We start from the raw sequence: 22236 nt of genomic DNA on the forward strand, positions 1-22236 counted from the left end.
CACCCCAATGTCTCAGGGCGACCCCGGTCCGGGATCGCCTGGTGCGGGGCCGCTCCCGTCAGGAGGCGGCACCCGGCCTGTCCACGAGTTCCACCTGGTCCACGGCGTTGCACCAGCGGCACCGCACCGACTCGATGGTCTCACTGAGCACCTCGCGCTCCTCGACCTCGGGCTCACCGGCCAGGTCGAGGTGCACGTACTCGACGACCTTCGAGGCCCGGGTCACGTCGAAGCGGGTGAGGTTGCCGCAGAGGGTGCAGCGCCACCGCGTCGTGTCGGTCGGCAGGGGAACCGTCATCGTGGCTGTTCGCTCTCTTCCAGTGTCGGTGACGCGCCGGGCCGCCCCGGCGCGTGTGGCTCGTAACCCTACGGCCTGGCGGGTACCCGACGCCCGCCCGTCCACGGCGGCGAGGCGCTATGGGCGGTCGCGTCCCGTTACGTCATGCTCTGTGTCCATGATCCGCAACTGGAGCACTGCGGCCCGCAGGACGGTCAGGTCACCCGGCACGGCCCGCGCGCCCCGCACCGCCCGCGGCCGGACGGCGCCGGTGACGTACGGGCTGATCACGTTGTGCTGCGTGCTGTTCCTGCTCAGCCCGGCGGCGGGGCTCAATCCGGCGTACGGCACCGGTGACGAGCTGCTGGCCGCACAGCGCGCCTACTTCCGGCGCTGGGGCGTGATCCCCGCAGAACTGTTCGAGGACTCCCCCGGATCGGCGCTCACCCCCGCCACGGCGCTCTTCGTCCACGGCAGCTGGGTGCACCTGCTGGGCAACATGCTCTTCCTCTACGTCTTCGGCGCGATGACCGAGGAACGGATGGGCCGGCTCCAGTTCACCCTCTTCTACCTGGGCTGCGGCTACCTGGCGCTGCTCGGCTACGCGGGCGCCAACGCCCACTCCCAGCAGTCCCTGGTCGGCGCCTCGGGGGCGATCTCCGCGATCCTCGGCGCGTTCCTCTTCCTCTTCCCGCGGGCCCGGGTGACCAGTCTGCTGCCGTTCCTCTTCTTCCTGCCGCTGCGCTTCCCCGCCTGGATCGTCCTGCCGTTCTGGGCGGGCCTGCAGTGGATGGCGGCGGGACGGGCCGGCGACGGCCCCGGGGTGGCGTACCTCGCGCACCTGGTGGGCTTCGGGCTGGGCTTCGCCTTCGCCTGGGTGCGGTTCGGGCCTGCGGCTAGAGTGAAGAGCGTTCCAGTGGCGGCGCCCGAGGGAGAGAACCAGCCGTGATCAGCGCGATCGTCCTCATCAAGACCAGCGTGGACCGCATCCCCGAGATCGCGGAGCGGATCGCCGCGCTGGAGAACGTCACCGAGGTCTTCTCCGTCACCGGCACCTACGACCTGATCGCGATGGTGCGGGTCGCCCAGCACGAGGACCTGGCGGAGGTCATCCCCGGCCGGATCAGCAAGATCCCGGGCGTGGAGGGCACCGACACCCACGTGGCCTTCCGGACGTACTCCCAGCACGACCTGGAGGCGGCGTTCGCGATCGGGCTGGACAACTGACGCCGGCGGGACGCGGATGAAGAGTTCTTCATCCCGGACTCATCCGGATCGCCGGGTACCGGGCGCAGGATCGGGGACATGGTCTTCTCACGCCGGATGGCGGCCCTGGCGGCCGTCGTCCTGATCCCGCTCGGCATCGCCGCGACCAGCTTCGCCCTCACCGACAGCCCGCGGGAGCCCAAGGTCCCGGCCAAGGTGGAGCTGGAGAGCGGCTCCCCGACCCCGTCGCCCACCTCCTCCTCGCCCCAGCCGACGCCCAGCGACCAGGTGGTGACCCGGCCACCGGTGACCGACAGCCCTCCGGATGACGACGATGACGACGACCGAGGCCAGGACACCGACGACGGAGCCACCGGCCCGGCCGCCGACGACGGACCCGGCGACGACGGCTGACCGCGAGCGCCGCCGGATCTCGGCCCGTGTCCGCATCCTGCTCTGGCTGCTGCTCGTGATGGCCGTCGCCCTCGCCTCGGTGGCCGCGACCACCCGCTCGATCCTGCTGCGCGACACCGACCAGCGGATCAACGGCCTGCTCGCGCAGGAGGCCGGCGAGTTCGCCAACTTCGAGGAGCAGGGCTTCGACCCGGAGACCGGCCGACCCTTCACCGACCCCGGACGGCTGCTGCGCGTCTTCCTGGAGAGGCAGTACGCAGACCTGGACGAGGAGCTGATCGGTCTGGTCGGCGAGGTGGGCAGCAGGCCGACGCAGATCATCCAGCAGCGGGAGATCCCGGTCGCCCTGCCGCTGCACGAGGACGCCGACGCGCGGCGCCGCATCTACGCCTCGCCCGACGCCACCGGCACCCTGGAGCGGCCGGAGGGCGAGATCCGCTGGGCCAAGGTCACCGTGGCCCGGTACGGCGGTGAACCGGCGGCCGCGTTCGTGGTCGCCTTCCACCCGGGGCGCGAACAGGCCCGGGCCGACGAGGTGTTCCGCGTGCTGCTCGCCATCTCCGGCGTCGCGCTGCTGATGACGACCGGCATCGCCTGGGTGGTCGCCGGCCGCATCCTCAAGCCGGTGCGGCTGGTGCGCGCCACGGCCGCGCAGCTCACCGAGCAGGACCTGACCCGGCGCATCCCGGTACACGGCCACGACGACGTGGCGGCCCTGGCCGAGACGTTCAACGCCATGCTCGACCGGCTGGAACGCGCCTTCGCCGCCCAGCGCCGGTTCGTCGACGACGCGGGCCACGAGCTGCGCACCCCGATCACCATCGTGCGCGGCCACCTGGAGCTGATGGGCGACGACCCGGCGGAGCGCGAGGAGACCGTCCGCCTGGTCACCGACGAGCTGGACCGGATGAGCCGCATCGTCGAGGACCTGCTGCTGCTCGCCAAGACCGAGCGCCCCGACTTCGTCACCCCCGAGCCGGTGCAGCTCGCCGAACTCACCGCCGACGTCTACGTCAAGGCCCGCACCCTCGGCGACCGCGACTGGGTGCTGGCCGAGGTCGCCGACCGGGAGGCCCACCTCGATCCCCAGCGGATCACGCAGGCCATGGTGCAGCTCGCGCAGAACGCCGTGCAGCACACCACCGCCGGCCAGACCATCCGCATCGGCTCCCGCGCCGACGGCTCCCGCGTCGAGCTGTACGTCGCCGACTCCGGGCCCGGGGTGCAGCCGCAGGACGCCGAGGTGATCTTCGAGCGGTTCCGGCGCGGCACGGCCCGGCGCGGGGTGCGCGGGACCGGCGCCGGGCTCGGGCTGTCGATCGTCAAGGCCATCGCGGAGGGCCACGGCGGGCGGGTCGCCCTGCGCACCACCGAGGGTGGCGGCGCCACCTTCGTCCTGACACTGGACTGATTTCCGGAAGAGGCACGTCCATGAACCGCATCCTCATCGTCGAGGACGAGGAGCGCATCGCCTCCTTCGTCGAGAAGGGCCTGCGCGCCAACGGCTTCACCACCACCGCCGTCGCCGACGGCGACGCCGCCTACGAGTACGCGCTCACCGGCGGCTTCGACCTGGTCGTCCTGGACATCGGACTGCCCGGCCGGGACGGTTTCACGGTCCTGCGCGAGCTGCGCGAGTCCCGGGTGACGACCCCGGTGATCGTGCTGACCGCCCGGGACTCCGTACGGGACACGGTGGCCGGCCTGGAGGGCGGCGCAGACGACTGGATGACCAAGCCGTTCCGCTTCGAGGAACTGCTCGCGCGAGTGCGGCTCCGGCTGCGTACGGCGGCCCGGGCGCCGGAGGTGACGGTGCTCAGGTCCGGTGACCTCTCGCTGGACCTGCGCACCCGCCGGGCCCGGGCGGCGGAGCGGACGGTGGACCTGACGGCCCGTGAGTTCGTGCTGCTTGAGCTGTTCCTGCGGCATCCGGGGCAGGTCCTGTCCCGGGAGCAGATCCTCTCCCATGTGTGGGGCTACGACTTCGACCCCGGCTCGAACATCGTGGACGTGTACGTGCGGGCGCTGCGCAAGAAGCTGGGGGCGCAGCGGGTGGAGACGGTACGGGGCATGGGGTACCGGCTGCCGGGCTGACGCACGTCCCGGCGGGGGCCGACTGACCGGCTTTTGTGTGAAGTTTCCTTCATGTCGGGCTCATTGGGGACTCACCGCCCGGGAGAACCCTGAATGACGTGACGTTGAACCTCCGCCTCGCGGCGGCCCTGTGCGTGGCGCTGTCCCTGTGCGCGCTGCTGGCGGTCCCCGCCAACTTCCCGGCCCTCGGCGGCGACGCGCGCCTCACCCTCGCCGTGTTCGCGCTGGCCACCTGCGCCTGGATCGGTACGCCGATCGACGACACGTACATCGCGCTGGGCGCCGGTCTCGCGCTGACGGCGACGGGCGTGATCAGCAGCGACACCCTCTTCGGCACCCTCGGGGACGACACGGTGTGGCTGCTGATCTGCGCCTTCGTGCTGGCGGCGGCGGTGGCCCGGACCGGGCTCGCCGGGCGGGCGGCGGTGTTCCTGGTCGGCGGGGCGCGCAGCGTACGACAGTTGGTGCACCTGACGACGGCCGCGCTGGTCGTGACCGCGTTCGCGGTACCGGCCACCTCGGGCCGGGCGGCGCTCGCCCTGCCGGTGTTCCTCGCCCTCGCCAAGGCCCTCGCCGACCGGAAACGACTGGTCGTGATGCTGGCGCTGCTGTTCCCGACCGTGATCCTTCTGTCGGCGGTGGCGACCCTGATCGGAGCGGGCGCGCATCTGATCACGGTGTCGGTGCTGTGGGAGTCGACCGGCGACCGGATCGGCTTCACCCAGTGGCTGCTGCTCGGGCTGCCGCTGGCGGTGGCCTCCTCGCACCTGGCCGCCGAGACCGTCCTGCTGACGACGACCCGGCGCGCGGACCGCCGGGGCCCGGTCCAGATCACCGCCGAGGAGATACAGCGGCACACGGAGAGCCCGGTCACCGGCCCCTGGACGCAGGCGGAGAAGCGCTGCGCCCTGCTGCTGGCCACGGTGGTGGCCCTGTGGTGCAGCGAGCCCGTGCACCACGTCTCCCCGGCGGTGGTGGCACTGATCGGCGCGGTGGTCGCCTCCTCCCCCGCGCTCGGCACCGTACGGCTCAAGGACGCCCTGAAGACGGTGCCGTGGTCGCTCCTGCTCTTCATGGCGGCGACCATGGCGATGGGTGTCGCCCTCTCCGACTCCGGTGCGGCGAGGTGGCTGGTGTCGGGGCTGCCCGCGGACGTCACGCCGGCCGTCTTCCTCGGGGTCGTGGTCGCGGTGAGCACGGCCGCCCACCTGGTCCTCCAGTCCCGCTCGGCCCGCTCCTCCGTCCTGGTCCCGCTGGTGATCGCCGCGGCGGTGGGAGCCGGGGTCAACCCGGTCGCCGCCGCGCTCGCCTCCACCGCCGCGGCCGGCTTCTGCCACACGCTGCCGGCCTCCGCCAAGCCGGTCACGCTCTTCTCCGACCTCCCCGGCACCCCCACCTACACCCCGCGTGACCTGCTGCGGCTGTCCGCCGTCCTGGCACCGCTGACCGCCGCCCTCGTGCTGTTCTTCGCCGCCGCCGTCTGGCCGCTGCTCGGCGTACCCGTGACCCGATGAAGGAGCCCTCCATGCCCTCCATGCCCTCCCTGCCCGCCTTGTCCTCCGCGCCCGCCGCGATCCCCGCGGCCTCGGTGTCCTCCCGCGCGGCCTCCGCGGCCTCCGCGGCCTCCGTGCCCACCGTGCCCGCCGTGCCCGCCGTGCTGCACCGTGTCGTCGTCGCCCCCAGCGGCTTCAAGGAGTCCCTGTCCGCCCAGGCCGCCGCCGACGCCATCGCGGCGGGGGTGCGCCGGGTGCTGCCGACCGCCGAGATCGACAGCATCCCGCTGGTCGACGGCGGCGAGGGCACAGCCGTGGCGCTGGCCGCGGCGACCGGGGGGCGGCTGGTGGCGCTGCCCGCCACGGGGCCGGTCGGGGAGCCCGTCGGCACCCACTTCGCGCTGCTCGGCGCCCAGGACACGGCGGTCGTGGAGATGGCGGCCGTCGCGGGACTGTCCCTGGTCCCCCGGGCCCTGCGCGACCCGGGTGCCACGACCACGTACGGCGTCGGTGAGCTGCTCCGCGCCGCGCTCGACACCGGGGTGCGGCGGATCCTGGTCGGCTGCGGCGACTCGGGCACCTCGGACGGAGGCGCGGGCGCGCTCCAGGCGCTCGGCGCGCGGCTGCTGGACGCCGACGGCTTCGAACTGCCGCCCGGCGGACGGGAGCTGACCCGTCTCGCCCGCGTCGACCCGACCGGCCTCGACCCCCGGCTGGGGGACACCGAGCTGCTGGTGGCCTGCAACCCCTTCAACGTGCTGTGCGGCGAGCGGGGCGTGGCCCGGGTGTTCGGTCCGCAGAAGGGGGCGACGCCCGCGCAGGTGGAGCAGTTGTCGGCCGGTCTGGAGAACTGGGCGCGCGTCCTCACGCGCGACCTCGGTGTCACCGGCACCGACCTGCGCACCGGCCCCGGCACCGGCGCCTCCGGCGGGCTGGGCGCCGGGCTGGCCGCCGTCGGCGCCCGGCTGCTGCCCCGCTTCGAGGTGCTGCTGGACCACGTCGACCTGGACGCCCGCCTCGCCCGCGCCGACCTGGTGCTCACCGCCGAGGGCGCCCTGGACCACCAGACGCCGCGCGGCAAGGTCCCCGCGGAGGTGGCCCGGCGTGCCAAGCTCTCCGGCCGTCCCGTCCTCGCCCTGGCCGGCACGCTCGGCGAGGGCGCCCACGAGGTGCCGGGGGTGGACGCCTGCCACGGGATCATGCCGGCCCCCATGGCGCTGGCCGACGCACTGCTGCGCGCCGCCGAACTCCTCACGGACGCCACGGAGCGGGCGCTGCGGATGATCCTGCTGGGGTCGCGGCTGCCGGCGGGCCGGACCGCTCAGGCCGCCGGGACCTCGGCGGCGGAGGTGGTGTCCGGGACGCACCGCCCGTCCTCGGTGCGGTAGTTCCACCGGGCGCCGTCGCTCACCAGCTCCTTGACGGCCTTCACGAACCGCTCGACGTGCTCGTCCGGCGTGCCCGCGCCGAAGCTCACCCGGATGGCGTTGAGGGACTTCTCCCCGGGCGCGGCCTCGGGGGCACCGCACTCGCCCTGCGTCTGCGGGTCGCTGCCCAGCAGGGTGCGGACCAGCGGGTGGGCGCAGAACAGGCCGTCGCGCACGCCGATGCCGTACTCGGCGGAGAGCGCGGCGGCGAAGTGCGAGCTGTTCCACCCCTCGACGACGAAGGAGAGCACGCCGACCCGGGGCGCGTCGTCGCCGAAGAGGGACAGCACACGCACCTGGGGCACCTCGGCGAGGCCCTCGCGCACCTTGCCCACGAGGTACTGCTCGCGGGCGACCAGTGTGTCGAACCCGGCCTCCTCCAGTGCCTTGCAGGCGGCGGCGACGGCGTAGGCGCCGATGACGTTGGGCGACCCGGCCTCGTGGCGGGCGGCGCTGTCGTGCCACTGGACGTCCACGCCGCCGTCGGCGCGCCGGGAGACGCTGCGGCTGGCGCCGCCGCCGGCCAGGTACGGCTCGGCCTCGCGCAGCCAGTCGGCACGCCCCGCCAGCACGCCGGTGCCGAAGGGGGCGTACAGCTTGTGCCCGGAGAAGGCGACCCAGTCGACGTCCAGGTCGGCCACCGAGACGGGGTGGTGCGGGGCGAGCTGGGCGGCGTCCAGCACGATCCGGGCGCCGTGCGCGTGGGCGGCGGCGGCCAGTTCGCGCACCGGCCACAGCTCGCCGGTGACGTTGGAGGCGCCGGTGACGCAGACCAGGGCGGGCCCGTACGGCTCGCGGGCGGCGAGGGCGCGCTCCAGGGTCTCGACGGCCTGGGCCGGGGTGCGCGGAGCGTCGAGGTACGTCACGTCCGCGTCCCGCCAGGGCAGCAGCGAGGCGTGGTGCTCGGTCTCGAAGACGAAGACCCGGCAGCCGGCCGGCAGCGCGGCGGCGAGCAGGTTGAGGGAGTCGGTGGTGGACCGGGTGAAGACGACCTGGTCGGTGTCCCGGCAGCCGAGGAAGCCGGCGACGGTCGTGCGGGCGTTCTCGAACAGGTCCGTCGACAGCTGCGACAGGTACCCGGCGCCCCGGTGCACGCTGCCGTAGTACGGGGCGTAGGCCGCCACCTCGTCCCAGACCTGCTGGAGCGCGGGGGCGCTGGCGGCGTAGTCGAGCGCGGCGTAGGTGACCTCACCGCCGGTGACGAGCGGAACGGTGACGTCCCGGCCCAGAACGGGCAGCGGGGCACAGACGGAGGGGTCGACGGCGACGGCGGAGACGGACATGGGTGCACTCCCGTGAAGGCATACGGCATCACCACGCGAACCACGGCGGGTTCGGGCATGGGAAGGCCGGAACGGCGGAGAAGGGGGAAGAGGCGCTGCGGAGGCGGGGCTCTGCGGCCCTATCGCATTCGCTGATTCACGGGAGACTCCCTCGAACGACCCAGGACCCCTGGACCCACACTCTTCGAAAGCGTGCGAGGGGTCCGCGCTTGCCGCGGACCTTGCTGTCCACGACCTGGTCTTCACCCGGGGCACCCCGCCACGGACGGAGGGTTGCCGGACAGTCGGCCGGGGCCTCATGACTGTCACTCATGACCTGTCGAGAAACCTAGGGGAAATGATCGGCGCCCCGCAACCCGAGTCCGGATCGCGGGACGCACGTCACACGAGAGAGCGGCTACGCGTTGCTGGCGGCCACCCAGCGCTCCAGCGCGCGGCGCGCGGCGCCGGAGTCGATCGCCTCGGCGGCCCGGTCCATGCCGGCCCGGATCTGCGCGGTCAGCGGTGCGTCACCCGGCTCCAGGGCCACCAGGGCCGCCGCCGAGTTCAGCAGGACCGCGTCCCGCACCGGGCCCGTCTCGCCGTTGAGCAGGCGGCGGGCGACGTCGGCGTTGTAGGAGGCGTCGGCGCCGCGCAGCGCCTCGACCGGCACCAGGTCGAGGCCGACGTCGCGCGGGTCGAAGGTCTCCTCGCTCACCCGGCCGTCCCGCACGACCCAGACCCGGGAGGTGGCGGTGGTGGTCAGCTCGTCGAGGCCGTCGTCGCCGCGGAAGACCAGGGACGAGTGGCCGCGTTCGGCGAAGACGCCGGCGATGATCGGCGCCATCCGGGCGTGGGCGACCCCGATCGCCTGGGACGTGACCCGGGCGGGGTTGGTCAGCGGGCCCAGGAAGTTGAACACCGTGCGGATGCCGAGCTGGCCGCGGGCCGCCGCCACGTGGCGCAGGGCGGGGTGGAACTTCACGGCGAAGCAGAAAGTGATGCCGGCCTCCTCGGCGACCTCCGCCACCCGCTTCGGCGTCAGCTCCAGGTTCACCCCGAGCTTCTCCAGGACGTCGGAGGCGCCGGACGCCGAGGAGGCCGCCCGGTTGCCGTGCTTGACGACCTTCGCGCCCGTGCCGGCCACGACGATCGCCGACATGGTGGAGATGTTGACCGTCTTGGCGCCGTCGCCGCCGGTGCCGACGATGTCGACCGTCTCGCCCGGCACCTCGATCACGTTGGCGTGGGCGTACATGGTGCGGACCAGGCCGGAGATCTCCTCGACGGTCTCGCCCTTGGACCTGAGGGCCACCGCGAAGCCGGCGATCTGCGCGTCGGTCGCCTCGCCCCGCATGATCACGTCCAGCGCCCAGGCGGTGTCGTCCGCGGACAGGTCCTGACCGTCCAGCAGTCCGTTCAGCAGGGCGGGCCAGGAGCGGCCCGCCGCGTTGTCGCCTCCAGCGGGGGTCACAGCGCTCATGAGCCGCTCCTGTGTCGTGTGTACTGCGGAAAGGAAGTGCGCTCCCACCCTATCCAGCCCCGGGTACGGCGAAGGGCCCCGTCCGCGGAACGGACGGGGCCCTTCGACCGTGGTGTGGCGACGCTGGAGGGTCAGTGGTGGCCGTGGCCGCTCGTGATCTCCTTGTACTCCTCGACGGTCGGCTTCGGAATCTGCGACTCCTCGCCGTAGTACGACTTGCTGAGCTTGGCGCGGAGCTTCTCGGTGCTCTTCACCTTGCGCTCGACGCCGTTCTCGTCGACCGTCGGGCCGATCTCGGCCGGCTTGTACTGCTCGTGGGCCGTGAGGGTGTGCAGCTGCTCCTGGCTGAGCGGCTCGTGGACCTCGATGAACTCACCGTGCGGCAGGCGCTTGATGATGCCGGACTCGCGGCCGTGCAGCACCTTGTCCTTGTCCCGGCGCTGGAGGCCGAGGCAGATCCGCTTGGTGACGATGAACGCGATGACCGGGCCGACGAAGAACGCGATGCGGACGAACCAGGTGATCGCGTTGATCGACAGGTGGAAGTGCGTGGCCCAGATGTCGTTGCCGCCACCGATGAGCAGGATGAAGTACTCGGTGATCCAGGCGACACCGAACGCGGTCCGGGTCGGGGCGTTGCGCGGGCGGTCCAGGATGTGGTGCTCGCGCTTGTCGCCGGTGACCCAGGACTCGATGAACGGGTAGACCGCGATCGCGACCAGGACCAGCGGGAAGATCATCAGCGGGACGAACACGCCCAGGACCAGCGTGTGGCCCCAGAAGTTGATCTCCCAGCCGGGCATCACACGGATCAGGCCCTCGGAGAAGCCCATGTACCAGTCCGGCTGGGCGCCGGTGGAGACCATGTCCGGCCGGTAGGGGCCGATGGACCAGATGGGGTTGATCGTGGCGATCGCCGAGATGGCGGCGATCACGCCGAAGACCAGGAAGAAGAAGCCTCCGGCCTTCGCCATGTACACCGGCAGCAGCGGCATGCCGACGACGTTCTTGTTGGTCTTGCCGGGGCCCGCGAACTGCGTGTGCTTGTGGTAGAAGACCAGGATCAGGTGGCCGACCACCAGGCCGAGCATGATGCCCGGCAGCAGCAGGATGTGGACCGAGTAGAACCGGGCCACGAAGTCGTGGCCGGGGAACTCCCCGCCGAAGAGGAAGAACGACAGGTACGTGCCGACGATCGGCACGGACAGGATCGCGCCCTCCATGAAGCGGATGCCGGTGCCCGAGAGCAGGTCGTCCGGGAGCGAGTAACCGGTGAAGCCGGTGAACATGCCGAGGACGAACAGCAGGAAGCCGAACAGCCAGTTGATCTCACGCGGCTTGCGGAACGCGCCGGTGAAGAAGACGCGCATCATGTGCACGAACATGCCGGCGAGGAAGATCAGCGCCGCCCAGTGGTGGATCTGCCGGATGAGCAGACCACCGCGGACGTCGAAGCTGATGTCCAGCGTGGAGGCGTACGCCTCACTCATCAGCTGGCCCTGCAGCGGCACGTACGAGCCGTGGTACGTGACCTCGTTCATCGACGGGTGGAAGAACAGCGTCAGGTACACACCCGTGAGGATGATGATGATGAAGCTGTAGAGGCAGATCTCACCCAGCATGAACGACCAGTGGTCGGGGAAGATCTTGCGCATGTTGGCCTTGGCCAGGGAGTAGATCCCCAGCCGGCCGTCGGCCCAGTCGGCGACGCGCTCGCCGGCCGGTGCCTTCCCGCGAGAGCGGGGGGCTTCGTTCGCTGTAGTGCTCATCCGCGCTCCCAGAAGGCAGGACCGACGGGCTCTTCGAAGTCGCCGAGCGCTTCGAGGTAACCCTCGTCGTTCACGCCGATGCGCAGCTGCGGCAGGGCGTGACCGGCGGGACCGAAGATCACCCGGGCGCCGTCGGCAAGGTCGAAGGTGGACTGGTGGCAGGGGCAGAGCGCGTGGTGCGTCTGCTGCTCGTACAGGGAGATCGGGCAACCGACGTGGGTGCAGATCTTCGAGTACGCCACGATGCCCTCGTGCGACCACTCGAGCTCGCGCTTGTCCTTGATGGCCTCCGGCTCCAGCCGGATGATCATCAGGGCCGCCTTGGCGATCTCGGTCATGAACTCCTCGTCGTGCTCCTCCAGGCCCTCGGGCATGGCGAAGGTGAGGGAGCCCACCGCGACGTCGGAGGGACGCAACGGCTCGTGGGTGTTCATGTTGACCAGCAGCTTGCCCTTGGACCACAGGGTGTGGCGGAGCTTGGTCTCGGGCAGCGGGCCGAGGTCGCGCAGCAGGACGACACCGGAGAGCGGGACCAGGGTCAGCGCGCCGAACATCGTGTTGCGGATCAGCTTGCGGCGCCCGATGACGGACTCCTTGGCACCCTGCTTGAAGTCCGCGTGGACCTTGGCACGGAGCTCGGGGTCGGCCTCGATCGGGTGGCGCTCGTCGGCGATCTCCTCGTCGGACATCAGGGTGCGGGCCCAGTGGACCGCGCCCGCGCCGATCGCGAACAGCGCGACGCCGAGCGTCATGCCGAGCGCGAAGTTCAGCGCACTGATGTGGCCGATCGGGAAGATGTAGACCGACTGGTCGACCGGGATCGTCACGAAGGCGGCGATGAAGCCGACGGTGGCCAGCATCGACAGCGTGAAGAGCAGGGCGACCGTACGCTCGGACCGCTTGGCGGCCCGCTCGTCGAGGTCCTGGACACGGTGCTCGTGGGGCGGCAGCCCCGGGTCGGCGAACGGGTTCTTCTCGTCCGCGACCTTCACCGCGCCGTGCGCGGTGCCCTGCTCAGCGGGCAGGTTCTCTTCTGGAATGTCTTGGCTACTCATGACTTCTTGGCCTTTGCGGTCCGAGCGGCGACCCAGACGGCGACCGCGATCAGCGCGCCCAGTCCGAAGACCCACGCGAACAGACCCTCACTCACCGGGCCCAGCCCGCCGAGGCTGAGGCCGCCGGGGTTCTCGGTGTCGTCGCTGTTGACCGCGTGCAGGTAGGCGATGATGTCCTTCTTGTTCTGCTCGGACATCGTGGTGTCGGGGAAGGAGGGCATGTTCTGCGGGCCGGTCTGCATGGCCTCGTAGATGTGCTTGGGGTCGACATCCTCGAGGCTCGGCGCGTACTTGCCGTGCGTCAGCGCGCCGCCCTTGCCGGTGAAGTTGTGGCACTGCGCGCAGTTGTTGCGGAACAGCTCACCGCCCTTGGCGATGTCCGCGCCCTCCGGGCCGTACTTCTCCTCCGACGGGACGGCCGGACCGGCGCCCAGCGACGCCACGAAGGCGGCCAGCTGGTCGATCTCGGCCTGCGAGTAGATGTTCGGCTTGTCCGGGACCTGCGCGCCCGGCTGCTGGGCCGGCATGCGGCCGGTGCCCACCTGGAAGTCGACGGCCGCGGCGCCGACGCCGACCAGGCTCGGACCGTCGGTGGTGCCCTGACCGCCGGTGCCGTGGCAGCTGGCACAGCCGACGGCGTAGAGCTTCTTGCCCTCCTCGATGGCGAGGGACTGGGCGGTTTCATCGGCCTGCGCCTTGCTCGCGGGTGCGAACGCGGCGTACAGCCCCCCTGTGCATGCCAGCGCGAGGAGTAGGACGACGAGCGCCGCCAGCGGGTGGCGTCGTCGTGCGGAGAGCTTTTTCACGGATTACCCCGGTGTCAGGATCTTCTGCGTCGATGCTTCTGGTATTGGGCGGGTGCGCGCCGCGACTACTTGATCATGTAGATCGTGGCGAAGAGGCCGATCCAGACGACATCGACGAAGTGCCAGTAATAGGACACGACAATGGCCGCGGTCGCCTGCTCGTGGGTGAACCTCCGGGCCGCGTAGGTGCGGCCGAGGACCAGCAGGAAGGCGATGAGGCCGCCCGTCACGTGCAGTCCGTGGAAGCCGGTGGTCAGGTAGAACACCGAGCCGTACGGGTCCGACGAGAGCGAGAGGCCCTCGTGCTTGACCAGTTCGGTGTACTCGAACACCTGACCGCCGATGAAGATCGCACCCATCACGAAGGTGACGATGAACCACATCCGGAGCTTCTTCACGTCACCGCGCTCGGCCGCGAACACGCCGAGCTGACAGGTGAGGGAGGAGAGCACCAGGATCGTGGTGTTCGTCGCGGAGAACGGGAAGTTCAACGCGTCGGCCTTCTCGGACCAGAAGTCCGGGCCGGTCACCGATCGCAGGGTGAAGTACATCGCGAAGAGGGCCGCGAAGAACATCAGCTCGGAACTCAACCAGATGATGGTTCCGACGCTGGTGAGGTTCGGCCGGTTGACCGACGGGTGCGCGTGCCCGGTTTCTACTGTCGTTGCTGTCGCCACGACCGACATTATGTCGGTCGCTTATCCCGCCCTCACCCCGGGGGGTGCCGTTCGGAGTGTCCGCCCCGTCTGTACTGCCCGTATGGCCCATCGAACGGCCCGTCGAAGCCCTGTCCGAACCAGTGTTGACGGGCGGGACGAGGGAGTAGCATCCGGCGCACGGGCTACGACAGTCCCCGACGGGCTTCATCGGTCTTCACCGCGTATCGGAGGAAGCATGCAGGCGACCGCCACGGTGCTGGTCTACAGCGACGACTCCAACACCCGCGAGCAGGTGCGGCTGGCGACCGGCCGCCGGCCGGCTCCGGACGTGCCCGTGGTCGAGTTCGTGGAGTGTGCCACCCAGGCCGCCGTGATCAAGGAGCTGGACAAGGGCGGCATCGACGTCTGCGTCCTGGACGGCGAGGCCGTTCCCATGGGCGGCATGGGGCTGTGCCGGCAGATCAAGGACGAGGTCTTCCACTGTCCTCCGGTGCTGCTGCTCATCGCCCGGCCGCAGGACGCGTGGCTGGCGACGTGGAGCCGCGCCGAGGCGGCTGTGACGCTCCCGGTGGAGCCCGTCGAGTTCGCGGGCGCGCTGGCCTCACTGCTGCGGCAGAAGAGGTTGCAGGGCGTCTAGGGACGCGTGAGGGGCCCGGGGCAGGGGTTGCCCGGGGCAGGTGCGGCGTGCACCGACCCCGGGGACGTCCTCACACGCCCTGTGGGCGCAGCCGGGCCTGCTCGGCCGTGCCGCCGGCCTCCGGCGTACCGCCCGTCAGGGCGCTTCCCGTGCGCCACCTGTTCCAGTCCAGGTTCCAGTCGCCGAAGCCGTTGCCGAAGGACTCCATCGTCTCGCCACCGGAGTTGACCACCTCGACGAGGTCCCCCTCCTGGACGGCGCCGAAGAACCACTCCGCGTTGGCGGTGCTCATCCCGACGCAGCCGTGGCTGACGTTGGCGGAGCCCTGGGAGCCGACGGACCAGGGGGCCGCGTGCACGTACTCGCCGCTCCAGGTGACCCGGGTGGCGAAGTACACCGGCAGGTCGTACGACTCCGAGGAGCCCTCGGCGATGCCGACGGTGCTGCTGCGCATGCGTACGAAGGGTTCCTTGCCCAGGACGACCTTGACGCCGTTGCGGGTCTCGAAGCCGGGCTTTCCGGTGGTGACGGGGATCTGCCTGACCTCCCGCCCGTCCTGGAACAGCGTCAGCGTGTGCGTGGCGGCGTCGGTGACGGCCACCACGTGGTCCTCCGTGGTGATCCGCAGGGGCTTGGCGGCGCCGCCCCACATCCGGTCGCCGATCTTGATGCCGTCGAGGGCGCTGCTGACCTCGATCGTGGCGTGGGCGGGCCAGTACTCCCTGGGCCGGTAGTGGAGCTTCTTGTCGTCCACCCAGTGCCAGGCGCCCTCCACGGCGGGGGTGGACCGCACCTTCAGGGCGCGCTCCACTATGGCCCGCTGGGCCCTGTCCCGGACCGGCTGGTTCAGTTCCGCCGTGAGGGGCTGTCCGACGCCGTACGCGCCCGCCTTGGGGCCGAAGGCGACGTCCAGGGTCTTCTTGGCGCTGGGCCGTCCGGTCTCGAACGTGAGGACCTTGCGGCCGGGCGCGCCGTCGCCGTCCTCGGTGCTGACCCGCACCGTGTACCGGGCGGCGGCGGCCAGCGGGGAGGTGCTGTGCCAACGGGCCCCGTCGGCGGAGAGTTCGCCCGCCACGTAGCGGCCCGCCGCGTCCACGGCCGTGACGTCCGTGATGCGGCCGTCGGCGCCCTCGGCGACGACCTCCAGGGGTTTGTCGGGGTCGGCCTTCTTCCCGGCGTCCGTGGGGCCGTTGAAGGAGATCTGGCCGGCCGCGTCGTACGGCGCGGCCGTCAGCGGGTTGCCGTCGTCGCCGGTGCAGGCGGTGACGCTCGCGCCGAGGGCGATCACCAGCAGGGTGCAGCCGACGACCGTACGCCCCCGCGCCTGGAAGTGAACCGTGTTGGTCATGACCTCACGCTAGGGAGCGACGTCAAGGGCGGCACGGCGGGTAACCCGGACGAGTGAGGCGGGTGCTGCAGACGAAGGGGCCCGGACGCTCCTGACGGAGTGTCCGGGCCCCTCGGCGTCCGACGCGTGCTACTGGGTGCGGTTCTCACCGCGGTAGTACTCGAAGACCCATCCGAACAGGCCCACGAGGATGACCGGCGCGGAGAAGTACATGATCCACCAGCCGACGGCCACGCCCAGGAAGGCGAGCGCGCCACCGAGCCCGAGCGCCAGCGGCTGCCAGCTGTGCGGGCTGAAGAAGCCGACCTCGCCGGCCTCGTCCGCGACGTCCGCTTCCTTGTTGTCCTGGGCCCCGGCGTCGACCCGCTTGGCCGTGAAGGCCAGGTAGAAGCCGATCATGAGGGCCAGGCCGAAGGCCAGGAAGAGGGCCGTGGTGCCGGCCGGCTCCATCGACCAGTAGCCGTAGACGATCGCGACGGCCAGGATGAAGACGCTCAGCCAGATGAAGAGCTGTCCCTGGATCTTCACTTGCCGGCCTCCTTGCCGCCGGCGAGGGTCTTCTCACCGTGACCGACGTTCTCGAGCTGGTCGATCGCCGAGACCTCCGGGTGGTGCAGGTCGAAGGCGGGGGATTCACTGCGGATGCGCGGCAGGGTGAGGAAGTTGTGCCGCGGCGGCGGGCAGGAGGTCGCCCACTCCAGCGAACGGCCGTAGCCCCACGGGTCGTCCACGTTGACCGGCTTGCCGTACTTGGCCGTCTTCCAGATGTTGTAGAAGAACGGCAGTATCGACATGCCGAGCAGGAACGAGCTGATCGTCGAGATCGTGTTCAGGGCCGTGAAGCCGTCGGCCGCCAGGTAGTCGGCGTACCGGCGCGGCATGCCCTCGGCGCCCAGCCAGTGCTGGACGAGGAACGTGCCGTGGAAGCCGATGAACAGCGTCCAGAAGGTGATCTTGCCCAGGCGCTCGTCCAGCAGCTTGCCGGTGAACTTCGGCCACCAGAAGTGGAAGCCGGCGAACATCGCGAACACCACGGTGCCGAACACCACGTAGTGGAAGTGCGCCACCACGAAGTACGAGTCCGAGACGTGGAAGTCCAGCGGCGGCGAGGCCAGGATGACACCGGTCAGACCACCGAAGAGGAAGGTGATCAGGAAGCCGGTGGACCACAGCATCGGGGTCTCGAAGCTGAGTGATCCCTTCCACATGGTGCCGATCCAGTTGAAGAACTTCACACCGGTCGGTACCGCGATCAGGAAGGTCATGAAGGAGAAGAACGGCAACAGCACGCCGCCCGTGACGTACATGTGGTGCGCCCACACCGTCACCGACAGACCGGCGATCGCGATGGTCGCCGCGATCAGGCCCATGTAGCCGAAGATCGGCTTCCGGGAGAAGACCGGGATGATCTCACTGACGATGCCGAAGAACGGCAGCGCGATGATGTACACCTCTGGGTGCCCGAAGAACCAGAAGAGGTGCTGCCACAGCAACGCTCCGCCGTTGGCCGAGTCGAAGATGTGGGCGCCGAACTTGCGGTCCGCCTCCAGCGCGAACAGGGCCGCGGCCAGCACCGGGAAGGCGAGCAGGACCAGCACACCGGTCAGCAGCACGTTCCAGGTGAAGATCGGCATGCGGAACATGGTCATGCCCGGCGCGCGCATGCAGATGATCGTGGTGATGAAGTTGACCGAGCCGAGGATGGTGCCGAAGCCGGAGAAGGCCAGACCCATGATCCACAGGTCACCGCCGATACCCGGCGAGTGCACCGCGTCGGACAGCGGCGAGTAGGCGAACCAGCCGAAGTCGGCCGCACCCTGCGGGGTCAGGAAGCCGCCCACCGCGATCGTCGAGCCGAACAGGTACAGCCAGTAGGCGAACATGTTCAGCCGCGGGAACGCCACGTCCGGCGCGCCGATCTGCAGCGGCATGATCCAGTTCGCGAAGCCGGCGAACAGCGGCGTCGCGAACATCAGCAGCATGATCGTGCCGTGCATCGTGAACGCCTGGTTGAACTGCTCGTTCGACATGATCTGCAGACCCGGCCGGGCCAGCTCGGCGCGCATGAAGAGCGCCATCACGCCGCCGATCACGAAGAACGCGAACGACGTGGCCAGGTACAGCGTGCCGATCGTCTTGTGGTCGGTGGTCGTCAGCCACTTGACCACGATCTCGCCACGCCTCTGGCGCCGGACCGGCAGCTCGTCCTCATAGTGGGACCCTGCCGCGGCACCCTGGGGTTCGTTGAGGATGCTCACAGGATGTTCGACTCCCGGTTCTTCTCGTGGCCCGCCTGCTCGATGCCGGCGGGGACGTAACCGGTCTGCCCCTTCTTCACGAGGTCGTTCAGGTGCTGCTCGTAGCGCTCCGGAGAGACGACCTTCACGTTGAACAGCATCCGGGAGTGGTCCACGCCGCACAGCTCGGCGCACTTGCCCATGAAGGTGCCCTCCTTGTTGGGGGTGACCTCGAAGGCGTTGGTGTGGCCCGGGATGACGTCCTGCTTCATGAGGAACGGCACCACCCAGAAGGAGTGGATGACGTCACGCGAGGTGAGGACGAAGCGGACCGTCTTGCCCTTGGGGAGCCAGAGGGTCGGACCCGGGTTGTTGGTCTGCGGGTTCCGCGTGCTCGGGACACCGCAGTCGAAGGTGCCGCCGGCGTTCGCCGGGAAGTCCTCCTTGTACCGGTCCGGGATGCCGGCCAGTTCCTTGGAGGACTTGGCGTCGCCGGTGGACCCGTCGACGTTCTCGACGTAGTTGAAGCACCAGCTCCACTGGAAGCCGACCACGTTGACCGTGACGTCGGGCTTCTTCTTCAGGGTCAGGAGCTCGGACTCGTCACGGGCGGTGAAGTAGAACAGCACCGAGACGATGACGAGCGGAACGATGGTGTAGAGCGCCTCGATGGGCAGGTTGTACCTGTTCTGCGGAGGTACCTCGACCTTGGTGCGGGTGCGCCGGTGGAAGAAGCAACTCCACAGGATCAGGCCCCACACCAGCACGCCGGTGGCCAGCGCGGCTGCCCAGGAGCCCTGCCACAGGGAGAGGATCCGCGGAGCCTCTTCCGTGGTGGGGGTGGGCATGCCGAGGCGGGGGAAGTCCTCGTATGTGCAACCGGTGGCGGTCGCCAGGACCAGGCCCGCGGTCAGTGCCTGCAGCAGCTTCCGCCGCATCGGGCGCCGCGGCGAGCGGTCGGAGCCGTTGGGACTCACGTAGCGCCTTCCCGAGAGTCTCGCCCGCGCTGTTCGGCTGCGGCCTTCTCGCTGGTCGGTCGCCGCCCTGCGTCGGGCAGGGGTTTGATGTTTATGCGGACCAAACCCTAGCCGACGCCCTCCGGGGGGTCGCGGGGAGGGTGGCATACGCGCCGGGGGGCACCCTGAAAGGGTGGGACGGGGCGTCCGCGGGAGGCCCGGACCGGGGGTGACGTGGCGGTTCGCGGCGCGTCGTGACCGGTCGCGGGGCTCCCCCACCCCTTCGGGGCGTTTGCGGGCCGGACGTCATAGCGTGGGTCTGTGGCCTACTTCGACGCTGCTTCCGCCGTTCCTCTTCATCCCGTCGCCCGGCAGGCGCTGTTGGCCTCCCTCGACGAGGGGTGGGCCGACCCCGCCCGGCTCTACCGGGAGGGGCGCCGGGCCCGGTTGCTGCTCGACGCCGCCCGGGAGGCGGCCGCGGAGGCCGTGGGGTGCCGGACGGACGAGTTGGTGTTCACTCCTTCGGGGACGCGGGCGGTGCATTCAGGGGTCGCCGGGGCGTTGGCCGGGCGGCGCCGGGCCGGGAATCACCTCATCGTGTCCGCCGTCGAACACTCCTCCGTACTGCATGCCGCCGAGGCGCACGAGGCCGGCGGTGGGGCGGTCACCCAGGTGCCGGTGGGGCGGACGGGTGCGGTCGACCCGGCGGCGTACGCGGGGGCGCTGCGCGCCGACACCGCCCTGGCCTGCCTCCAGTCGGCCAACCACGAGGTGGGCACGGAGCAGCCGGTGGCGGAGGTGGGAGAGGCCTGCCGGGCGGCCGGCGTGCCGTTGCTGGTGGACGCGGCCCAGTCGCTGGGGTGGGGGCGCATCGAGGGCGACTGGTCGCTGCTCGCGGCGAGCGCCCACAAGTGGGGCGGGCCGTCGGGGGTCGGGCTGCTCGTCGTACGCAAGGGCACCCGGTTCGCGCCCGGGGCTCCGGCGGACGAGCGCGAGTCGGGCCGGGCGCCCGGTTTCGAGAACCTCCCGGCGATCGTCGCCGCGGCGGCCTCGCTGCGGGCGGTGCGGGCCGAGGCGGCCGAGGAGGCGGCCCGACTCCGGGAGTTGACGGAGCGGATCCGGGCGCGGGTGCCGGCCCTGGTGCCGGACGTGGAGGTGGTCGGTGACCCGGCGCGCCGGCTGCCCGGCCTCGTCACCTTCTCGTGTCTCTATGTCGACGGGGAGACACTGCTGCACGAGCTGGACCGCGCGGGTTTCTCGGTCTCCTCCGGGTCGTCCTGCACCAGCAGCACCCTGACGCCCAGTCACGTCCTGAAGGCGATGGGGGTGCTCACCGAGGGCAACGTCCGGGTGTCGCTGCCGCCGGGGACCGCGGCCGAGGACGTCGAGCGGTTCCTCGAGGTACTGCCGGGCACGGTGGCCGCGGTGCGGGAGAAGCTGGGGGCGCCGGTGGCCACGGAGGCCGCTCCCCGGACGGGGCACGACCTCGTGGTGGACGCGATCGGGCGGCGCTGCCCCGTCCCGGTGATCGAACTCGCCAAGGTCATCGGCGACGTGCCCGTCGGCGGCACGGTCCGCGTCCTGTCCGACGACGCGGCCGCCCGGCTGGACATCCCGGCGTGGTGCGAGATGCGGGGCCAGGAGTACGTGGGCGAGGAGCCGGCGGCGGTGGGAACGGCCTACGTGGTCCGCCGCACCGGCTGAGCCGCCCGGGGGCGCGGGGCCGGGTCCCGGTGCGGCTGAGCCGCGTGGGCCCGGTCAGCCCAGGTGTGCCTGGACCTCGTCGGCCGCCTCGTCGCCGTACGCCTTGGTGAACCGCTCCATGAAGTGGCCCCGCCGCAGCTGGTACTCCTGGGTGCCCACCGTCTCGATGACCAGGGTGGCGAGCATGCAGCCGACCTGCGCGGCCCGCTCCAGCGAGACCCCCCAGGCCAGCCCCGACAGGAAGCCCGCGCGGAAGGCGTCGCCCACGCCGGTCGGGTCGGCCTTGCGCTCCTCGTCCGGGACGCCGACCTCGATGGTCTCCTCGCCGGCCCGCTCGATGCGCACGCCCCGCGCGCCGAGGGTGGTGACACGGTGGCCGACGCGGCCGAGGATCTCCTCGTCGCTCCAGCCGGTCTTGGTCTCGATCAGCCCCTTCTCGTACTCGTTGGAGAAGAGGTAGGTCGCCCCGTCCAGCAGTATCCGGATCTCGTCGCCGTTCATCCGGGCGATCTGCTGGGAGAAGTCGGCGGCGAAGGGGATGGAGCGCGCCCGGCACTCCTCGGTGTGCCGGAGCATCGCCTCCGGGTCGTCGGCGCCGACCGAGACCAGGTCGAGACCGCCCACGCGGTCGGCGACGGTCTTCAGCTCGATGAGGCGGGCCTCGCTCATGGCGCCGGTGTAGAAGGAGCCGATCTGGTTGTGGTCGGCGTCGGTGGTGCACACGAAACGGGCGGTGTGCAGCGTCTCGGAGATGCGCACCGAGTCGGTGTCGACGCCGTGCCGGTCCAGCCAGGCCCGGTACTCGTCGAAGTCCGAGCCGGCGGCGCCGACCAGGATCGGCCGGGTGCCGAGCTGTCCCATGCCGAAGGCGATGTTCGCGCCGACCCCGCCCCGGCGCACGTCGAGCTGGTCGACCAGGAAGGAGAGCGAGACCGTGTGCAACTGGTCCGCGACGAGCTGGTCGGAGAAGCGGCCGGGGAAGGTCATGAGGTGGTCGGTGGCGATGGAGCCGGTGACTGCGATGCGCACGGCGTGGACTCTCTCCTGTAAGGGGAGGGCGGGTTGACAGTTCACGCTACCCGGGAGTCCCGCCGACCCGAAGCAGGCAAAACTACCCGGTAGTACAACTTTCTTCGCGGTCCCGGACGTGCCTACGGTTCTGTTATGACGAACTCGAGGACCGCCGACCCCGCCCCGGCCGACCTGGACGGCGACCTGGCGTCGCTGCGCGGCGACTGCGCCCGCATGGCCCCGCGCTGGGAGCTTCCGGCACACGTGTCGACCCGACCCGTCCCCGTCTCGCTGATCCACGGCGTGCGGGTGCCCCAGACGTCGGCGAAGCTGCTGGACGCGATGTCCGACTACGGCGACTGAGGGCCGTCCGGGTGGCGCGTGGCGCCGCCGGGAAC

At 70.9% G+C, this 22236-nt stretch carries 22 protein-coding genes and 1 riboswitch; of the genes, 10 read left to right on the forward strand and 12 right to left on the reverse strand.

The features are described from left to right. Nucleotides 1-58: 58 nt before the first annotated feature. A complete protein-coding gene (locus ACZ6EG_RS01820) occupies nucleotides 59-298 on the reverse strand; it encodes a hypothetical protein (RefSeq protein WP_271415467.1) in 240 nt (79 codons plus the stop codon). Between the two features lie 157 nt (nucleotides 299-455). On the opposite strand from ACZ6EG_RS01820, the gene ACZ6EG_RS01825 reads away from it, so the two are divergent. The 7 genes from ACZ6EG_RS01825 (at nucleotide 456) to ACZ6EG_RS01855 (ending at nucleotide 6872) form a co-directional block, all read left to right on the forward strand. Further along, entirely contained in the window at nucleotides 456-1226 is a 771-nt protein-coding gene (locus tag ACZ6EG_RS01825; protein WP_356610602.1) for a rhomboid family intramembrane serine protease, read from the forward strand. Then, nucleotides 1223-1504 carry an Lrp/AsnC family transcriptional regulator gene (locus ACZ6EG_RS01830; protein WP_053129551.1) on the forward strand — a complete coding sequence of 94 codons (282 nt, stop codon included), beginning with the start codon at nucleotides 1223-1225 and terminating at the stop codon, nucleotides 1502-1504. Before ACZ6EG_RS01825 ends, ACZ6EG_RS01830 begins: the two co-directional genes overlap by 4 nt. 78 nt (nucleotides 1505-1582) lie before the next feature. Continuing rightward, nucleotides 1583-1897, forward strand: a complete 315-nt coding sequence (locus ACZ6EG_RS01835; protein WP_356610603.1) for a small secreted hydrophilic protein — start codon at nucleotides 1583-1585, stop codon at nucleotides 1895-1897. Next, nucleotides 1818-3308 carry a sensor histidine kinase gene (locus tag ACZ6EG_RS01840; RefSeq protein ID WP_391967696.1) on the forward strand — a complete coding sequence of 497 codons (1491 nt, stop codon included), beginning with the start codon at nucleotides 1818-1820 and terminating at the stop codon, nucleotides 3306-3308. Before ACZ6EG_RS01835 ends, ACZ6EG_RS01840 begins: the two co-directional genes overlap by 80 nt. A gap of 20 nt (nucleotides 3309-3328) precedes the next feature. Next, the gene (locus tag ACZ6EG_RS01845; protein WP_121746593.1) at nucleotides 3329-3991 is read left to right on the forward strand and encodes a response regulator transcription factor; all 663 of its coding nucleotides are present in this window, start codon (nucleotides 3329-3331) and stop codon (nucleotides 3989-3991) included. A 98-nt stretch (nucleotides 3992-4089) separates the two neighbouring features. Continuing rightward, complete coding sequence (locus tag ACZ6EG_RS01850; protein WP_391967697.1) at nucleotides 4090-5505, forward strand: SLC13 family permease; 1416 nt, start codon at nucleotides 4090-4092, stop codon at nucleotides 5503-5505. Between the two features lie 140 nt (nucleotides 5506-5645). Continuing rightward, nucleotides 5646-6872 (forward strand): glycerate kinase, encoded by a 1227-nt coding sequence (locus ACZ6EG_RS01855; protein ID WP_391968273.1) that lies wholly within the window; start codon nucleotides 5646-5648, stop codon nucleotides 6870-6872. Here the strand turns inward: ACZ6EG_RS01855 and ACZ6EG_RS01860 are convergent. The 6 genes from ACZ6EG_RS01860 to ctaE all read right to left on the reverse strand — a co-directional run bounded on the left by ACZ6EG_RS01860 (nucleotide 6806) and on the right by ctaE (nucleotide 13972). Next, complete coding sequence (locus ACZ6EG_RS01860; RefSeq protein WP_469600715.1) at nucleotides 6806-8194, reverse strand: aminotransferase class V-fold PLP-dependent enzyme; 1389 nt, start codon at nucleotides 8192-8194, stop codon at nucleotides 6806-6808. The two genes, ACZ6EG_RS01855 and ACZ6EG_RS01860, sit on opposite strands and share 67 nt — an antisense overlap. Before the next feature lie 200 nt (nucleotides 8195-8394). Further along, nucleotides 8395-8511, reverse strand: a riboswitch (SAM riboswitch). A gap of 80 nt (nucleotides 8512-8591) precedes the next feature. Next, on the reverse strand, nucleotides 8592-9656 hold the full coding sequence (gene trpD / locus ACZ6EG_RS01865) for an anthranilate phosphoribosyltransferase (RefSeq protein ID WP_356610606.1): 1065 nt from the start codon (nucleotides 9654-9656) through the stop codon (nucleotides 8592-8594). A gap of 131 nt (nucleotides 9657-9787) precedes the next feature. Next, complete coding sequence (gene qcrB, locus ACZ6EG_RS01870) at nucleotides 9788-11425, reverse strand: cytochrome bc1 complex cytochrome b subunit (protein ID WP_391967700.1); 1638 nt, start codon at nucleotides 11423-11425, stop codon at nucleotides 9788-9790. Beyond that, nucleotides 11422-12480: a cytochrome bc1 complex Rieske iron-sulfur subunit gene (qcrA, locus tag ACZ6EG_RS01875; protein ID WP_391967701.1), complete on the reverse strand. Its 1059-nt coding sequence runs from the start codon at nucleotides 12478-12480 to the stop codon at nucleotides 11422-11424. The genes qcrB and qcrA overlap by 4 nt, the downstream gene beginning before the upstream one ends. Beyond that, nucleotides 12477-13286, reverse strand: a complete 810-nt coding sequence (qcrC, locus tag ACZ6EG_RS01880; RefSeq protein WP_356610609.1) for a cytochrome bc1 complex diheme cytochrome c subunit — start codon at nucleotides 13284-13286, stop codon at nucleotides 12477-12479. The genes qcrA and qcrC overlap by 4 nt, the downstream gene beginning before the upstream one ends. A 65-nt stretch (nucleotides 13287-13351) precedes the next feature. Further along, entirely contained in the window at nucleotides 13352-13972 is a 621-nt protein-coding gene (ctaE, locus tag ACZ6EG_RS01885) for an aa3-type cytochrome oxidase subunit III (RefSeq protein ID WP_029393865.1), read from the reverse strand. A gap of 208 nt (nucleotides 13973-14180) precedes the next feature. On the opposite strand from ctaE, the gene ACZ6EG_RS01890 reads away from it, so the two are divergent. Further along, nucleotides 14181-14582, forward strand: coding sequence for a response regulator (locus tag ACZ6EG_RS01890; protein WP_391967702.1), 402 nt, complete (start codon nucleotides 14181-14183; stop codon nucleotides 14580-14582). A 70-nt stretch (nucleotides 14583-14652) separates the two neighbouring features. Here the strand turns inward: ACZ6EG_RS01890 and ACZ6EG_RS01895 are convergent, their stop codons facing one another. The 4 genes from ACZ6EG_RS01895 to ctaC all read right to left on the reverse strand — a co-directional run bounded on the left by ACZ6EG_RS01895 (nucleotide 14653) and on the right by ctaC (nucleotide 19144). Continuing rightward, nucleotides 14653-15930: a L,D-transpeptidase gene (locus ACZ6EG_RS01895; protein WP_391967703.1), complete on the reverse strand. Its 1278-nt coding sequence runs from the start codon at nucleotides 15928-15930 to the stop codon at nucleotides 14653-14655. A gap of 129 nt (nucleotides 15931-16059) precedes the next feature. Further along, nucleotides 16060-16458, reverse strand: a complete 399-nt coding sequence (locus ACZ6EG_RS01900) for a cytochrome c oxidase subunit 4 (RefSeq protein ID WP_356610612.1) — start codon at nucleotides 16456-16458, stop codon at nucleotides 16060-16062. Continuing rightward, nucleotides 16455-18188: an aa3-type cytochrome oxidase subunit I gene (gene ctaD, locus ACZ6EG_RS01905; protein WP_356610613.1), complete on the reverse strand. Its 1734-nt coding sequence runs from the start codon at nucleotides 18186-18188 to the stop codon at nucleotides 16455-16457. The genes ACZ6EG_RS01900 and ctaD overlap by 4 nt, the downstream gene beginning before the upstream one ends. Continuing rightward, nucleotides 18185-19144, reverse strand: coding sequence for an aa3-type cytochrome oxidase subunit II (gene ctaC, locus ACZ6EG_RS01910; RefSeq protein ID WP_391967704.1), 960 nt, complete (start codon nucleotides 19142-19144; stop codon nucleotides 18185-18187). The genes ctaD and ctaC overlap by 4 nt, the downstream gene beginning before the upstream one ends. Before the next feature lie 300 nt (nucleotides 19145-19444). Between ctaC and ACZ6EG_RS01915 the strand changes: the two genes are divergently transcribed. Further along, nucleotides 19445-20827, forward strand: a complete 1383-nt coding sequence (locus ACZ6EG_RS01915; protein WP_469600723.1) for an aminotransferase class V-fold PLP-dependent enzyme — start codon at nucleotides 19445-19447, stop codon at nucleotides 20825-20827. Between the two features lie 54 nt (nucleotides 20828-20881). On the opposite strand, the gene ACZ6EG_RS01920 is transcribed toward ACZ6EG_RS01915, so the two are convergent. Then, nucleotides 20882-21856: a carbohydrate kinase family protein gene (locus tag ACZ6EG_RS01920; RefSeq protein ID WP_391967706.1), complete on the reverse strand. Its 975-nt coding sequence runs from the start codon at nucleotides 21854-21856 to the stop codon at nucleotides 20882-20884. Nucleotides 21857-21991: 135 nt separating this feature from the next. On the opposite strand from ACZ6EG_RS01920, the gene ACZ6EG_RS01925 reads away from it, so the two are divergent. Then, complete coding sequence (locus ACZ6EG_RS01925; RefSeq protein ID WP_391967707.1) at nucleotides 21992-22201, forward strand: hypothetical protein; 210 nt, start codon at nucleotides 21992-21994, stop codon at nucleotides 22199-22201. Nucleotides 22202-22236 lie beyond the last annotated feature (35 nt).

This window comes from Streptomyces sp. NPDC041968, assembly GCF_055589025.1.